The sequence below is a fragment of the Lysobacter panacisoli genome, from assembly GCF_009765165.1.
Taxonomy (GTDB): Bacteria; Pseudomonadota; Gammaproteobacteria; order Xanthomonadales; family Xanthomonadaceae; genus Lysobacter_J; species Lysobacter_J panacisoli.
Map to the genome: position 1 here is coordinate 1,851,087 of NZ_VLNU01000001.1, position 13,991 is coordinate 1,865,077.

Sequence of the window (13,991 nt, forward strand, 5' to 3'; positions counted from 1 at the left end):
AATGGCGACCATTGAAGTCAAAGTGCCGGACATCGGCGATTACGACGGCGTGCCGGTGATCGAGCTGCTCGTCTCGGTCGGCGATACGGTGAAGAAGGACCAGGGCCTGGTCACGCTCGAATCGGACAAGGCGACGATGGAAGTGCCGTCGTCGGCCGACGGCGTGGTGAAGGAGATCAAGGTGAAGATCGGCGACAAGGTCGCCGAAGGCGCCGTGATCGCGATCCTCGAAGGCGCCGGCGAAGCCGCTGCGCCCGCCGCGCCGGCCAAGGCCGAAGCGCCCGCGCCCGCAGCACCCGCCGAAGCCAAGCCGCCGGTCGCGCCGTCGCCGGCCGCGCCCGCGAGCGAAGCACCCAAGCCCGCGCTCGGCACCGGTCGCAAGGCCGACATCGAATGCCGCCTCGTCGTGCTCGGTTCCGGTCCTGGCGGCTACACCGCTGCGTTCCGTGCCGCCGACCTCGGCCTCGATACCGTGCTGGTCGAACGTTACGCCACGCTTGGCGGCGTCTGCCTCAACGTTGGCTGCATTCCGTCGAAGGCGCTGCTGCACGCGGCCGCGCTGATCGAGGAAGCCGCGCATTCGGCCGACATCGGCATAGCCTTCGACAAGCCGAAGCTCGACCTCGACAAGCTGCGCGACTTCAAGCAGAACAAGGTGGTCGGACAGTTCACCAAGGGCCTGTCCGGCATGGCCAAGCAGCGCAAGGTGCGCACCGTGCAGGGCGTCGGCCGCTTCGTGTCGCCCAACGAGCTGGAGATCGTCGGCGACGACGGCAAGACGCAGCTGCTGCGTTTCGAGCAGTGCATCATCGCCGCCGGTTCGCAGGCGGTGAAGCTGCCGAACTTCCCGTGGGACGACCCGCGCATCATGGATTCGACCGACGCGCTGGAGCTGCAGGACATCCCGGCAAAGCTGCTGGTCGTCGGCGGCGGCATCATCGGTCTGGAAATGGCCACGGTGTACAAGGGACTGGGCAGCGAAGTCACGGTCGTGGAATTCATGGACCAGCTGATGCCGGGCGCCGACAAGGACCTGGTCAAGCCGCTGGCCGATCGCCTGAAGAAGCAGGGCGTGGCCGTGCACCTGAAGACCAAGGCCGCGAAGGTCGAGGCGTCGAAGAAGGGCATCGCCGTGTCGTTCGAAGCCGCCGAAGACGGTGGCACGCCGGGGATCGAATCGGGCACGTGGGATCGCGTGCTGGTCGCGGTCGGTCGTGCGCCCAACGGCAACAAGATCGACGCCGACAAGGCCGGCGTGCAGGTGACCGATCGCGGTTTCATTCCGGTCGATCGGCAGATGCGCACCAACGTGCCGCACATCTTCGCCATCGGTGACCTCGTCGGCCAGCCGATGCTCGCGCACAAGGCCACGCACGAAGGCAAGCTCGCCGCGGAAGTCGCGGCTGGCGAGAAGCGCGAGTGGGTCGCGCGCGTGGTGCCGTCGGTGGCTTACACCGATCCGGAAATCGCATGGGTCGGCGTCACCGAGACCGAAGCCAAGGCCAAGGGCCTGCACGTGGGCGTGGGCAAGTTCCCGTGGGCCGCGTCGGCGCGCGCCGTCGGCATCGGTCGCGGCGAAGGCTTCACCAAGCTGATCTTCGACGAGAAGACGCATCGCATCGTCGGCGGCGGCATCGTCGGCGTGCATGCGGGCGATCTGATCAGCGAGCTCGCGCTGGCGATCGAGATGGGCGCGGAAGCCGGCGACATCGGCGCCACGATCCATCCGCATCCGACACTGAGCGAAAGCATCGGGATGGCCGCGGAAGTGTACGAAGGCACCATCACCGATCTGTATATCCCGAAGAAGAAGTAACGGGAACGTCGGCGAGTCGAACGAAACAGGCGCGGATTCCGCGCCTGTTTTCGTTTGGGGCGCTAGACGCGGAAGGACTGCGACATCGCGCGATGCATGCGCGCGTCGCGACGACTGCGCTCACCCGATTCCACAAAAGGCGAAGCCCCGGGAACACCGGGGCTTCGGAGGGCCCACCGCAGCTTTGCCATTGACGAGGAGAGAGACTCGGCGGGCGATCGTCAGGTGGGACCGGCGTGCTCGGGAAAGGTTCCGCAATACTCAGAGGGCCAGCGCGGTCGGGTCGCCGCTGCCCTGCTGGGGGACGTTCGCGCGGCGGGCCTCGATGCGCTTCCAGACCTTCTCGTGGAAGTGGAAGGCAACCGTATTGCAGGCCGGCTCGACGAGGGCCAGGGCCCCGCCCACCCAGACGCTGCCGGTCATCAGGTAGCCGACGGTGAAGGCGACGCTGAAATGGATGGCGGCGAAGCTGAAGGTCTTGGCCATGACGCGGTCCTTGATGAGATCGGTTCTCATTATGGAGACGCGCTCCGGCCCGTCCAATCGAATGAAATGGCCGATTCGATAGATTGCGGCTATTGGTGGCCCGTGGTGGGGCGGAGAGCGCCGCCAGTCGCCCCACGCCGATCGGTGACCCCTGCCGGTTGCCCGGACTTAAGGCGACCTTTATACTTTTGCGGCTCTACCGGGCGCTTTGCGCCTGCCCCAGACCGACGAGTCCCGCGTGCACGATCCCTTGTCCGCAGGTCGCCGGCTGGCGTCGCGCGCGACTGCCTGGCAGGCCGGCGCGGCAGCGCTGGTCGCGCTGGCCTTCCTCCCCTTCGGGGCGCCTTTGGCGCTGGCGGCGGCGGTTGGCGGCGGTGCGATCGTCGCGGGCGGACTGGTGGCGGCCTTCATGGCCCTGGGCGGCGGTATCCAACCGGCCGGCATGGCGATGGGGCGGCTACTGGCCGGGGTGATGTTGAAGTGGGTAGTGGTGTTTGCAGTTTTAACGCTCGGCCTGGCCGCGTTCAAGCTGCCGCCGTTGCCGATGCTGGTGGGAGTGCTTGCGGCAACGCTCGCATTCGTACTGGCCAATCTTTTGAAACGATAAGGTGTCTTTCGTGAGCGAACAGACCGGTTCGGGCGGCCTGAACGAATACATCCAGCATCACCTGCACCAGAACACCATCGAAGTGTTCGGCGGTGGGTTTCACATCGACACCTGGGCGGTGTCGCTGGTGCTCGGCCTTTTCTTCATCGCCTGGTTCGCGTTCTTCGCGCGCAAGGCCTCGTCGGGCGTGCCGGGCAAGGGCCAGGCCTTCGTCGAGATGATCCTGGAGTTCATCGACGGCCAGGTGAAGGACAGCTTCCACGGCGATCGTCGTTCGATCACGCCGCTGGCGCTGACGATCTTCATGTGGGTCGTGCTGATGAACGCGATGGACCTGTTGCCGCTGGACGCGCCGTATACGGCGGTCAAGCTGGCGGCGGGCGCCGAAGTCGCGCACAGCACCTACTTCCGCTGGGTTCCGACCGCCGACCTCAACACCACCCTGGGCCTGTCGGTCGTGGTGTTCTTCCTGATCCTCTACCACTCGGTGAAGGCCAAGGGCGGTTTCGGCTTCGGCAAGGAACTGATGACCGCGCCGTTCCACGCGCACAATCCGGTCGTCAAGACGCTGCTGGTGCCGGCCAACTTCGGCCTCAACCTGATCGAATACCTCGTCAAGCCGGTCAGCCTCGCGATGCGACTGTTCGGCAACATGTACGGCGGCGAGCTGGTGTTCATGCTGATCGCCGGCCTGCTGGGCGGCAGCCTGCTGATGTTCGTGCCGGGCGTGCTGTTCAACACCGCCTGGGCGATCTTCCACATCCTGATCGTGCTGTTGCAGGCCTTCATCTTCATGATCCTCACCGTCGTCTACATCGCCGGCGCGTACGAGAGTCACTGATCCGCTTCACCTTCCGCTTCACCTTCCCGTTAGTCCAAACCAAAACGTTTCAGTAGGAGAAAACCATGGAATTCATCGCCAGTGTGCAGGGCCTGACCGCTATCGCGATCGGCATGATGGTCGGCCTCGGCGCGATCGGCGCGTGCCTGGGCATCGCGCTGATGGGCTCGAAGTTCCTTGAGTCGGCTGCACGTCAGCCGGAGCTGGTGCCGATGCTGCAGGGCCGCATGTTCCTGCTGGCCGGCCTGATCGACGCGGCGTTCATCATCGCGCTGGCCGTCGGCCTGCTGTTCGCCTTCGGCAACCCGCTGCTCGGCGAAGTGAAGAACGCTGCTGCCGCTGTCGCCGGCGCCGCGCACTAATCCAGCTGTAGCCACCGTTGAGCCGTCCGCGTCGCGGACGGCTCTCCCGGGCGCATAGCCGCCCGACGACAAGCGTTCCATCGGAGCTGTCATGAATCTCAACATGACCTTCTTCGGCCAGATGATCACGTTCGCGTTGCTCATCTGGTTCACGATGAAGTTCATTTGGCCGCCGCTGAACAAGGCGATCGAAGAACGTCAACAAAAGATTGCCGAGGGTCTGGCCGCTGCTGAGCAGAGCCAGAAGAACCTCGCACAGGCCCAGCAGAGCGTCGATGCCGAGCTGCGTGCCGCGCGTACCAAGGCCAACGAGATCATCGAGCAGGCGCATCATCGCGCCAACCAGATCGTCGACCAGGCCAAGAACGACGCGGTCGCCGAAGCCAACCGCCAGAAGGCGGCGGCCGAGGCCGAGATCGCCGCAGCGTCGAACCGTGCCCGCGAGGACCTGCGCAAGCACGTGTCCACGCTGGCCGTGACCGGCGCCGAGAAGCTGCTCAAGCGCGAAATCGACGCCAACGCCCACAAGGCGCTGCTCGACGAGCTGGCAGCCCAGCTTTGACCTGTGTGCGTGCATCGAGCGGAATGATCTGAAATGACCCAGGCCCTGACCCTCGCCCGTCCTTACGCCCGTGCCGCGTTCGCGCTTTCGCGCGAAGGCGGTCGCACTGCCGCGTGGTCGCAGGCGCTCGCCTTCGCTTCGCGCGTGGCCGCCGATCCGCAGGCCCAGGCGCTGCTCGGCCATCCGCTGCTGAACCCGGCCGACGCGGTCGGCCTGCTCGCGATGGACGGTGCCGACGAAGCCTTCACCCGCTTCCTCGGTCTGCTCGCCGATAACCGCCGCATGGCGCTGCTGCCGGAGATCACCGGCCTGTTCGAGGAACTGCGCGCCGAAGCCGAGCGCGTGGTCAAGGCCAAGGTCACCGCCGCCAGCGAACTGCCCGGCGCCGAACTCGAAGCGATCAAGGCCGCGCTCAAGAAGCGCTTCGGCCGCGACGTCGAGATCGAGACCGCGATCGACGCCTCGCTGATCGGCGGCGCCGTGATCGATGCCGGCGACGTGGTCATCGACGGCTCGCTCAAGGGCAAGCTCGCGCGCCTGCAGTCCACGCTCGCGCAATAACGAATTCATCTGCAAATTCCGGTTAGCGCCGGATCAAGGGACTCACCCATGGCAACCACCACGCTCAACCCGTCCGAAATCAGTGAACTGATCAAGACCCGCATCGAGAAGGTCAAGCTGACCGCCGAAGCGCGCAACGAAGGCACCGTGACCTCGGTGTCGGACGGCATCGTGCGCATCTACGGCCTGGCCGACGTGATGCAGGGCGAAATGATCGAGCTGCCGAACAGCACCTACGCGCTCGCGCTGAACCTGGAGCGCGACTCGGTCGGCGCCGTGGTCCTGGGTGACTACGAACACCTGCGCGAGGGCGACGTGGCCAAGACCACCGGCCGCATCCTCGAAGTGCCGGTCGGTCGCGAACTGCTCGGCCGCGTCGTCAACGCGCTGGGCGAGCCGATCGACGGCAAGGGTCCGATCGCCGCCTCGCAGACCGCTCCGGTGGAGCGCGTCGCCCCGGGCGTGATCTGGCGCAAGTCGGTCGACCAGCCGGTGCAGACCGGTTACAAGACCGTCGACGCGATGATCCCGATCGGCCGCGGCCAGCGCGAGCTGATCATCGGCGACCGCCAGACCGGCAAGACCGCGATGGCCATCGACGCCGTCATCAACCAGAAGGGCACGGGCATCAAGTGCGTGTACGTGGCGATCGGCCAGAAGGCCTCGACCGTCGCGAACATCGTGCGCAAGCTGGAAGAGAACGGCGCGCTGGCGCACACGATCGTCGTCGCCGCCACGGCGTCCGAATCGGCCGCCATGCAGTACATCTCGGCCTACTCCGGCTGCACGATGGGCGAGTACTTCATGGACCGCGGCGAAGACGCGCTGATCGTGTACGACGATCTGTCCAAGCAGGCCGTCGCGTACCGCCAGATCTCGCTGCTGCTGAAGCGCCCGCCGGGTCGCGAAGCCTACCCGGGCGACGTGTTCTACCTGCACAGCCGCCTGCTCGAGCGCGCCGCGCGCGTGTCCGAGGAGTACGTCGAGAAGTTCACCAACGGTGAAGTGAAGGGCAAGACCGGTTCGCTGACCGCGCTGCCGATCATCGAAACGCAGGCCGGCGACGTGTCCGCGTTCGTGCCGACCAACGTGATCTCGATCACCGACGGCCAGATCTTCCTGGAAACCGACCTGTTCAACGCCGGCATCCGCCCGGCCGTGAACGCCGGTATCTCGGTGTCGCGCGTCGGTGGCGCCGCCCAGACCAAGATCATCAAGAAGCTGTCGGGCGGCATCCGCATCTCCCTGGCCCAGTACCGTGAGCTGGCTGCGTTCGCGCAGTTCGCGTCCGACCTGGATGAAGCCACCCGCAAGCAGCTCGAGCGCGGCCAGCGCGTCACCGAGCTGATGAAGCAGAAGCAGTACGCGCCGATGCCGATCTCGCTGCAGGCGCTGTCGATCTACGCCGTCAACGAGGGCTTCCTCGACGACGTGCCGGTCGGCAAGATCCTGGCGTTCGAAGCGGGCCTGCACGCCCACTTCGTCAACACCCAGGGCGCGCTGGTCGAGACGATCAACGGCACCGGCAAGTGGGACGACGAGATCGAGGCGACCTTCAAGAAGGGCATCGCCGAGTTCAAGCAGACCGGTACCTGGTAAAGGCCGGAGTCGTGGTCCGGGATTGGTGATTCGCACGAATCGCCAATCCGACGATCACCAGTCACCCATCACGAATTACCGCGAGCGAGCGAAAGAATGGCAGGCGGACGCGAAATCAAATCCAAGATCAAGAGCGTGCAGAACACCCGCAAGGTGACGCGCGCGCTCGAGATGGTCTCGGCTTCCAAGATCCGCAAGGCGCAGGACCGCATGAAGGTCTCGCGTCCGTACGCCCGCGTGATGAAGCAGGTCATCGGCCACCTGGCCCAGGCCAATTCCGACTACCAGCATCCGTTCCTGGTCGAGCGCCAGGACGTGAAGCGCGTCGGCTACATCATCGTGTCGTCCGACCGCGGCCTCGCCGGCGGCCTCAACAACAACCTGTTCCGCAAGCTGCTGGGCGAGTTCCGCAAGTGGCACGAGCAGGGCGTCGAGATCGACGTCGTCACCATCGGCCAGAAGGCGTCGGTGTTCTTCCGCCGCATCAAGGTCAACATGGTCGGTTCGGTCACCCACCTGGGCGACCAGCCGAAGCTGGAAAGCCTGGTCGGCGTCATCAAGGTGATGCTGGACGGCTACAGCGCCGGCAACCTGGACCGCGTGTTCGTCTGCTACAACGACTTCGTCAACACGATGACGCAGCGTGCGGCGTTCGACCAGCTGCTGCCGCTCCCGCCGTCGGAGACGCAGGTCGCCAAGCACGACTGGGACTACATCTACGAACCGGACGCGGCGAGCGTGCTCGACCACGTGCTCAACCGCTACATCGAATCGCTGGTGTACCAGGCGGTGCTCGAGAACGTCGCCTCCGAACATGCCGCGCGCATGGTCGCGATGAAGGCCGCCTCCGACAACGCCACCAAGCTGATCGGCACGCTGAACCTGGTCTACAACAAGGCCCGCCAGGCGGCGATCACGCAGGAAATCTCGGAAATCGTCGGCGGCGCCGCCGCGGTCTGATCCCTTATCCGCGGGCGCGCCTTTCCGCGACCGCAACACAGATTTAAGTTACGAGGAAACCACCATGAGTCAGGGCAAGATCGTTCAGATCATCGGCGCCGTCGTCGACGTCGAGTTCCCGCGCGAGTCCGTGCCGAAGGTGTACGACGCGCTGAAGGTCGAAAACACCGCCATCACGCTCGAAGTGCAGCAGCAGCTGGGCGACGGCGTCGTGCGCACGATCGCGCTCGGCTCCACCGACGGCCTCAAGCGCAACCTGGTCGCCACCAACACCGGCCGCGGCATCGCGGTGCCGGTCGGCGCCGGTACGCTGGGCCGCATCATGGACGTGCTGGGTAACGCGATCGACGAAGCCGGCCCGGTGCAGGCTTCGGACCATTGGGAAATCCACCGCGCCGCTCCGTCGTACGAGGACCAGTCCTCGGCCAACGACCTGCTCGAGACCGGCATCAAGGTCATCGACCTGATGTGCCCGTTCGCGAAGGGCGGCAAGGTCGGCCTGTTCGGCGGCGCCGGCGTCGGCAAGACCGTCAACATGATGGAACTCATCAACAACATCGCCAAGGCGCACTCGGGTCTGTCCGTGTTCGCCGGCGTGGGCGAGCGTACCCGCGAGGGCAACGACTTCTACCACGAGATGAAGGACTCCAACGTCCTCGACAAGGTGGCGATGGTGTACGGCCAGATGAACGAGCCGCCGGGCAACCGCCTGCGCGTCGCGCTGACCGGCCTGACGATGGCCGAGTACTTCCGCGACGAGAAGGACGCCTCGGGCAAGGGTCGCGACGTGCTGCTGTTCGTCGACAACATCTACCGCTACACGCTGGCCGGTACCGAAGTGTCGGCGCTGCTCGGCCGCATGCCGTCGGCGGTGGGTTACCAGCCGACGCTGGCCGAGGAAATGGGCGTCCTGCAGGAACGCATCACCTCGACCAAGACCGGTTCGATCACCTCGATCCAGGCCGTGTACGTGCCCGCGGACGACCTGACCGACCCGTCGCCGGCGACCACCTTCGCCCACCTCGACGCCACCGTCGTGCTGAGCCGTAACATCGCCTCGCTGGGTATCTACCCGGCCGTGGACCCGCTCGACTCGACCTCGCGCCAGCTCGATCCGAACGTGATCGGCTTGGAGCACTACGAAGTCGCGCGCAAGGTCCAGGCGACGCTCCAGAAGTACAAGGAGCTCAAGGACATCATCGCGATCCTCGGCATGGACGAGCTGTCGGAAGAAGACAAGCAGGCCGTGTCGCGCGCCCGCAAGATCGAGCGTTTCTTCAGCCAGCCGTTCCACGTGGCAGAAGTCTTCACCGGTTCGCCGGGCAAGTACGTGTCGCTGAAGGACACCATCCGCGGCTTCAAGGGCATCGTCGAAGGCGAGTACGACCACCTGCCGGAGCAGGCGTTCTACATGGTCGGCGGCATCGAGGAAGCGGTCGAGAAGGCCAAGAAGATCGGCGGCTGATCCGTTGATCTTTGTCCCCTCTCCCGCTTGCGGGAGAGGGTTAGGGTGAGGGCTCGGCCTTCACCCTCACCCCAGCCCTCTCCCGCAAGCGGGAGAGGGGGACAATGCAGAAGGCACGTTCTTTATGGCATCCACGATTCGTTGCGACATCGTCAGCGCCGAGCAGGAAATCTTCCACGGCGAGGCCGAGCTGGTGGTGGCCACCGGTGAACTCGGCGAACTCGGCATCGCGCCGAAGCACGCGCCGCTGATCACGCGCCTGAAGCCGGGCAAGGTTGTCGTGACCCTGCCGGGCGGCGAGCACCTGGACTTCGCGATCTCCGGCGGCATCCTCGAGGTGCAGCCGACCGTCGTGACCGTGCTGGCCGACACCGCCGTGCGCGCGCAGGACATCGACGAAGCCGCCGTCCGCGCCGCCAAGGAAGAAGCCGAGCGGATCCTTTCCAAGAAGGATCCGAAGATGAGCATGGAAGAAGCCCAGGCCCAGCTGGCCATGAGCATCGCCCAGCTCAGCGCGCTGGAACGCCTGCGCAAGAACATGAAGCACTGAGATCCCGCTTCCGCGGATCGACAAAAACGCCGGCCCCGTGCCGGCGTTTTTCATTCTGGGCGCGCGTCGCTTGTGTGGCGGCAGCGAGCCCCGTTAGGCTTGGACGCGGCGCCGCAATGGCGCGGGGAAGGAATGCCCCGGGGAGGGCGACATGGACAACAACGCGATTCCGGACGTGGCGCTGGTCGACAACGCCGAACAGCGCACGCCACTGGTGCTCGTACTGGACTGCTCGGGCAGCATGGCCGGCGCACCGATCCAGCAACTCAACGAAGGCCTGCAACTGCTGGAGCACGAACTCAAGGCCGATCCGATCGCCGCCAAGCGCGTGCGCGTGCTGATCGTGACGTTCGGCGGCATGGATTCGGCCGAGGTCGCGGGTGAATGGAGCGACGCGATGGATTTCGTCGCGCCGCAGCTGGCAGCGTCAGGCACCACGCCGACCGGCCAGGCGATCGACCTGGCACTGCAGCGCATCGAAGAAGAGAAGCAGGCATTCCGCACCGCGGGTGTTGCCTACACGCGGCCGTGGCTGTTCCTGATGTCGGACGGTGTTCCCACCGACCACTGGGAAGGCGCGGCCGATGGTTGCCGCCAGGCCGAAGCGGCGAACAAGGTCGCGGTGTTCCCGCTCGCGGTGGGCAGCGGCGCCGACGACGACACGCTCGCCGCCTTCAGCCATCGCGGCAAGGCCGCAGTGAAGCGCCTGGATGGATTGAAGTTCAGCGAACTGTTCCTGTGGCTGAGCGCGAGCATGAAGGTCGTCTCGCAGTCGCGCCCGGGCGGACACGCGCAGCTGCCCGCGACCGATACCTGGTCGAGCGCGCCGACGTGACGTCCTGGCGGGTTCACGCCGCCGCCGCGACCGGCCAGTCGCACGTCATCCAGTCGTTGCCCTGCCAGGATGCGTTCGCGCATGCGGCCGAAGGCGATGCGCTGGTGGCCGTGGTCTGCGACGGCGCCGGTTCGCAGTCGCACAGTCATGTCGGCTCCGCGCGGATATCGCGCGACGTCGCGGCCGCATTGCTGCCCGTGCTGGATGCAGCGCTGGTCGACGAGACCGCGGCGCGCAGCGCGGTGGAATCCGCCGTGGACGCCGCACTGCAATCGCTCGCCGACGAAGCCGCGCAGGGCGGATCGCCGCTCTCGTCCTTCGCCTGCACGCTGGTCGGCGCGATGGCGAAGGGCGATGTCGCATGGCTGTTCCATGTCGGCGACGGCATCGGCGTAGCCGTCGATGCCGCAGGCGCGCAGACCGTTTCGCCGCCGCACAACGGCGAGTACGCCAACGAGACGTTCTTCGTGACGTCTCCGCAATGGCGCGACCACCTGCGCCTGCTCCGCTGCGAGCAGCCCGCGCACCGGTTCGTGCTGATGTCCGATGGCGCGATGCCGTTCGCGATGGCGCGCGGCAACGCCGCGCTGTTCCCGGCCTTCATCGATCCGGTGGTGCGCTTCCTCGCTGGCTCCGACGAGCAGGCAGGCAGTGCTGCGTTGCGCGCGACGCTCGACGATCCGCGCACGCATGCCATCACCGACGACGACAAGACCCTGCTGATCGCGTTGCGCATGTGAGCGCGCTGATGTCCGTGGCCGAAGGCAGTGTGCTGCGCGGCGGCGATGGTCGCTCGATCACGCTCGCCAAGCGACTGGCCAGTGGCGGCGCCGGCACGATCCACCTGCTGCGCGGGCATCCGGGCGAAGTCGCGAAGATCTACCACACGCACGTCGACGTGCCTGCGTACCGGCGCCGGATCGAGGCGATGCTCGAGCTCGCGCCGCACCTGCCCGACATCCGCGAGGGCACACGCAGCATCGTGCAGCTCGCATGGCCGAGCACGATGCTGTCCGATCGCGCGGGCAGGTTCGTCGGTTTCCTGATGCCCGCGGTGGACGTGGCCGCGACCACCGAACTCGAACTGATCCTGCAGACGCGCCAGGCGCAGCGTGAAGGTTTGCCCACGGGACTGGGCGCGAAGGTCACGCTCGCGGCCAACCTCGCCGCAGTGCTCGCCGAACTTCACCGCCAGCGTCACTACGTGGTCGATCTGAAACCGGTGAACCTGCGCTTCTACCGGCAATCGCTGTACATGGCGATGCTCGACTGCGACGGCTTCAGCATCCAGGGCCGCAGCGAGCGGTTCAACGCGCCGCAATACACGCCCGACTACCTCGCGCCGGAGTTCCATCGCAATGGCCTCACGGCACATGGCGAACCCGCGCAGGATCGCTTCGCGTTGGCGGTGATCGTGTTCCAGCTGCTGAACTTCGGCATCCATCCGTACGCGGGACGGCCTTCCAGCGAGCGCGTGCCGACCGACCTCGCCTCGCGCATCGCGGGAGACTGGTATCCATATGGAATCGCGCCGCGTGCGGGTCTTGCGGCCAATCCCGGCAGTGGCCACGCCGCGATGCCGGATGAGTTACGCAGACTGTTCGACCGCGCGTTCACCCCGGGCGCCGCAGACCGCCGTCCTTCCGCCAGCGAATGGGCGGAACTGCTGAGCGGCTACGCCTTGCGTTCGTCTGCGCGCCTCGTTGCGTGCCACAACGACGGCAGTCACCAGCATTTCGCCGGACAGCCATGTGCTGCATGCGAGCGAGCGCAACTGCTGCGCAAGGCGGCCAGTGTCGTGCGCAAGCCGCGCCGCCCTCCTCCCGTACGCGCACGCGCGGCTCGCCGCGTCGCACCGGCCATGATGCGCCACGTGCCGCGTCCGCCGACTGGCAGCGGTGGCATTGCATGGCCGGTTCCGTCGTCGACGCGGCCGCGGACGTGGTCCACATCCTCCTGGTTCTCGTCCTTCCTCGGGCGCATGTTCCGCGGCTTCATGCTGCGCCTGACAGGCGTCGTGCTGGTGTTGCTGGTGCTGGGCATCTACCACTCGGTGAAGTCGGTGATCGTCGGCTCGCAGTCGCACGCGTCCCATGAGACGTCGACGCCGCGGCCGCAGGCCTCGTCGTCGTATCGACCTCGTCCCGCCCGCCAGCCGTCACCGATGACGCCGCCGTCGCCGGCGCGACCGCTTCCGCTGGCGACGGCGGAAGCCGCGGCGATGGCCGACGTGCCGGCTGCGATCACGCGCCTCACGCGCACCGCCGAAGATGCCGCGGCGTCCTGCGATGGGCTGCGTGTGGCGGTCTCCGGCCTGCGCTACGGCGGTGCCGATCGCACATCACCCTGGGCGAAGGCACAGCAGTCGGAGGCCACGGGCGTCTACCTGCGCGCGCCGACCGAACGCCACGCGAACGAGTACGCGCGACGCGAGCTGCGCCAGTCGCTGGAGATCATCGCCGACGTCGACCCGCGCGCCGTCGCCGCGTTCAGCGAACTGGGCTGGATGTCGCTGGCCGACGGACTTCCCTCGGATGCGCAATGGCAGTACGCGCGTGCGCTGACCGCGTACTCCGCCGACGCCGAGGCCTGGTACGGGCTGGGCGTGACGATGCAGGAGGACGGCCCGCGCCTGGGCGCCTTCACGATCGCCGAAACGCTGGCCTCGCGCTCGGGACGCAACGAACACATCCGCCGCCGCTTCCTCAAGCCGCAGACGGGCTACATGGAGGCGCACGAGTACGACCGGTTCCTCGCGCTCGGGCGCGAGGCCGTGGACCGGGTGCGCTATTGCGCCAGCATGCGGCCGCTCGTCAGCGGCGGTATACCCAGTGCCGGGACAGCAGGAAGCCTGCCGCGCTGAGCGCCAGGTCGATCGCCGGCTTGGCGATCCAAGCCCACTTCAGCCCGACCGTGTCGTCGACGTGGCCCACGGCCCAGGTGCTGATCGCAGTCGTCGCCACCCACATCACCGCGAAGCGCGCGAACTGGCGGCGGCCGACGGCGGTGTCCTCGCCGGCGAAGGTGAATCGTCCGTTGAGCCAGAAACCCAGCATCGCGCCGGTGATGCGGCCGGCGACGTTGGCCGGCTCCACCGCCAGTCCGAGCGCGCTGAGCAGCACGAACATCGCCCAGTCGACGAACAACTGCAGCAAACCGATGACGAAGTAACTTCCGCCCTGGCGGAGGAATGTCGAGCGGGAGAGCCATTTGAGCATGCGGCGATTCTAGACAACGCCGCCGCCGCGTGGGTCGAGCCCGAGGGCGGCCCTTCAGCCGCGAGGCGGGTCATCGCATGCCGCGACCCGCGCGATTGCTAAGATTCGTCATCACGAATGCCGAGCCAG

At 66.6% G+C, this 13,991-nt stretch carries 15 protein-coding genes; 13 read left to right on the forward strand and 2 right to left on the reverse strand.

Features of this window, described 5'->3' with window-relative positions:
* The first annotated feature begins 1 nt into the window (after position 1).
* Entirely contained in the window at positions 2–1,816 is a 1,815-nt protein-coding gene (lpdA, locus tag FOF45_RS08735; protein WP_158983988.1) for a dihydrolipoyl dehydrogenase, read from the forward strand.
* Positions 1,817–2,077: 261 nt separating this feature from the next.
* Here lpdA and FOF45_RS08740 read toward each other — a convergent pair whose 3' ends face one another.
* The gene (locus FOF45_RS08740) at positions 2,078–2,302 is read right to left on the reverse strand and encodes a DUF2061 domain-containing protein (RefSeq protein WP_158983990.1); all 225 of its coding nucleotides are present in this window, start codon (positions 2,300–2,302) and stop codon (positions 2,078–2,080) included.
* 238 nt (positions 2,303–2,540) lie between these two features.
* Here FOF45_RS08740 and FOF45_RS08745 point away from each other — a divergent pair, with 238 nt between their 5' ends.
* The 12 genes from FOF45_RS08745 (at position 2,541) to FOF45_RS08800 (ending at position 13,507) form a co-directional block, all read left to right on the forward strand.
* A complete protein-coding gene (locus FOF45_RS08745; protein WP_425481907.1) occupies positions 2,541–2,909 on the forward strand; it encodes a hypothetical protein in 369 nt (122 codons plus the stop codon).
* Positions 2,910–2,919: 10 nt separating this feature from the next.
* The gene (gene atpB, locus FOF45_RS08750) at positions 2,920–3,750 is read left to right on the forward strand and encodes a F0F1 ATP synthase subunit A (RefSeq protein ID WP_158983992.1); all 831 of its coding nucleotides are present in this window, start codon (positions 2,920–2,922) and stop codon (positions 3,748–3,750) included.
* Positions 3,751–3,815: 65 nt separating this feature from the next.
* A complete protein-coding gene (gene atpE / locus FOF45_RS08755) occupies positions 3,816–4,112 on the forward strand; it encodes a F0F1 ATP synthase subunit C (RefSeq protein ID WP_158983994.1) in 297 nt (98 codons plus the stop codon).
* Positions 4,113–4,203: 91 nt separating this feature from the next.
* Positions 4,204–4,674: a F0F1 ATP synthase subunit B gene (locus FOF45_RS08760; protein WP_158983996.1), complete on the forward strand. Its 471-nt coding sequence runs from the start codon at positions 4,204–4,206 to the stop codon at positions 4,672–4,674.
* Between the two features lie 33 nt (positions 4,675–4,707).
* A complete protein-coding gene (locus FOF45_RS08765; protein ID WP_158983998.1) occupies positions 4,708–5,235 on the forward strand; it encodes a F0F1 ATP synthase subunit delta in 528 nt (175 codons plus the stop codon).
* A 48-nt stretch (positions 5,236–5,283) separates the two neighbouring features.
* Positions 5,284–6,834, forward strand: a complete 1,551-nt coding sequence (atpA, locus tag FOF45_RS08770) for a F0F1 ATP synthase subunit alpha (protein WP_158984000.1) — start codon at positions 5,284–5,286, stop codon at positions 6,832–6,834.
* A gap of 96 nt (positions 6,835–6,930) precedes the next feature.
* Positions 6,931–7,794 (forward strand): F0F1 ATP synthase subunit gamma, encoded by an 864-nt coding sequence (atpG, locus tag FOF45_RS08775; protein ID WP_158984002.1) that lies wholly within the window; start codon positions 6,931–6,933, stop codon positions 7,792–7,794.
* Between the two features lie 64 nt (positions 7,795–7,858).
* On the forward strand, positions 7,859–9,259 hold the full coding sequence (gene atpD, locus FOF45_RS08780) for a F0F1 ATP synthase subunit beta (RefSeq protein ID WP_158984004.1): 1,401 nt from the start codon (positions 7,859–7,861) through the stop codon (positions 9,257–9,259).
* A 124-nt stretch (positions 9,260–9,383) separates the two neighbouring features.
* Positions 9,384–9,809, forward strand: a complete 426-nt coding sequence (locus FOF45_RS08785) for a F0F1 ATP synthase subunit epsilon (protein WP_158984006.1) — start codon at positions 9,384–9,386, stop codon at positions 9,807–9,809.
* Positions 9,810–9,960: 151 nt separating this feature from the next.
* Entirely contained in the window at positions 9,961–10,644 is a 684-nt protein-coding gene (locus FOF45_RS08790) for a vWA domain-containing protein (protein WP_158984008.1), read from the forward strand.
* Positions 10,641–11,384 (forward strand): PP2C family serine/threonine-protein phosphatase, encoded by a 744-nt coding sequence (locus FOF45_RS08795; RefSeq protein WP_158984010.1) that lies wholly within the window; start codon positions 10,641–10,643, stop codon positions 11,382–11,384. Before FOF45_RS08790 ends, FOF45_RS08795 begins: the two co-directional genes overlap by 4 nt.
* A gap of 8 nt (positions 11,385–11,392) precedes the next feature.
* Positions 11,393–13,507, forward strand: coding sequence for a hypothetical protein (locus FOF45_RS08800; RefSeq protein WP_158984012.1), 2,115 nt, complete (start codon positions 11,393–11,395; stop codon positions 13,505–13,507).
* Here FOF45_RS08800 and FOF45_RS08805 read toward each other — a convergent pair.
* Positions 13,458–13,862, reverse strand: a complete 405-nt coding sequence (locus FOF45_RS08805) for a GtrA family protein (RefSeq protein ID WP_158984014.1) — start codon at positions 13,860–13,862, stop codon at positions 13,458–13,460. The genes FOF45_RS08800 and FOF45_RS08805 overlap by 50 nt on opposite strands.
* Positions 13,863–13,991 lie beyond the last annotated feature (129 nt).

Excerpts from the sequence above, each read along its gene's own strand:
- lpdA (WP_158983988.1), top strand. The coding sequence starts at position 2 with ATGGCGACCATTGAAGTCAAAGTGCCGGACATCGGCGATTACGACGGC.
- FOF45_RS08740 (WP_158983990.1), bottom strand. The coding sequence starts at position 2,302 with ATGGCCAAGACCTTCAGCTTCGCCGCCATCCATTTCAGCGTCGCCTTC.
- atpE (WP_158983994.1), top strand. The coding sequence starts at position 3,816 with ATGGAATTCATCGCCAGTGTGCAGGGCCTGACCGCTATCGCGATCGGC.
- FOF45_RS08760 (WP_158983996.1), top strand. The coding sequence starts at position 4,204 with ATGAATCTCAACATGACCTTCTTCGGCCAGATGATCACGTTCGCGTTG.
- FOF45_RS08765 (WP_158983998.1), top strand. The coding sequence starts at position 4,708 with ATGACCCAGGCCCTGACCCTCGCCCGTCCTTACGCCCGTGCCGCGTTC.
- atpA (WP_158984000.1), top strand. The coding sequence starts at position 5,284 with ATGGCAACCACCACGCTCAACCCGTCCGAAATCAGTGAACTGATCAAG.
- atpG (WP_158984002.1), top strand. The coding sequence starts at position 6,931 with ATGGCAGGCGGACGCGAAATCAAATCCAAGATCAAGAGCGTGCAGAAC.
- atpD (WP_158984004.1), top strand. The coding sequence starts at position 7,859 with ATGAGTCAGGGCAAGATCGTTCAGATCATCGGCGCCGTCGTCGACGTC.
- FOF45_RS08785 (WP_158984006.1), top strand. The coding sequence starts at position 9,384 with ATGGCATCCACGATTCGTTGCGACATCGTCAGCGCCGAGCAGGAAATC.
- FOF45_RS08790 (WP_158984008.1), top strand. The coding sequence starts at position 9,961 with ATGGACAACAACGCGATTCCGGACGTGGCGCTGGTCGACAACGCCGAA.
- FOF45_RS08800 (WP_158984012.1), top strand. The coding sequence starts at position 11,393 with ATGTCCGTGGCCGAAGGCAGTGTGCTGCGCGGCGGCGATGGTCGCTCG.
- FOF45_RS08805 (WP_158984014.1), bottom strand. The coding sequence starts at position 13,862 with ATGCTCAAATGGCTCTCCCGCTCGACATTCCTCCGCCAGGGCGGAAGT.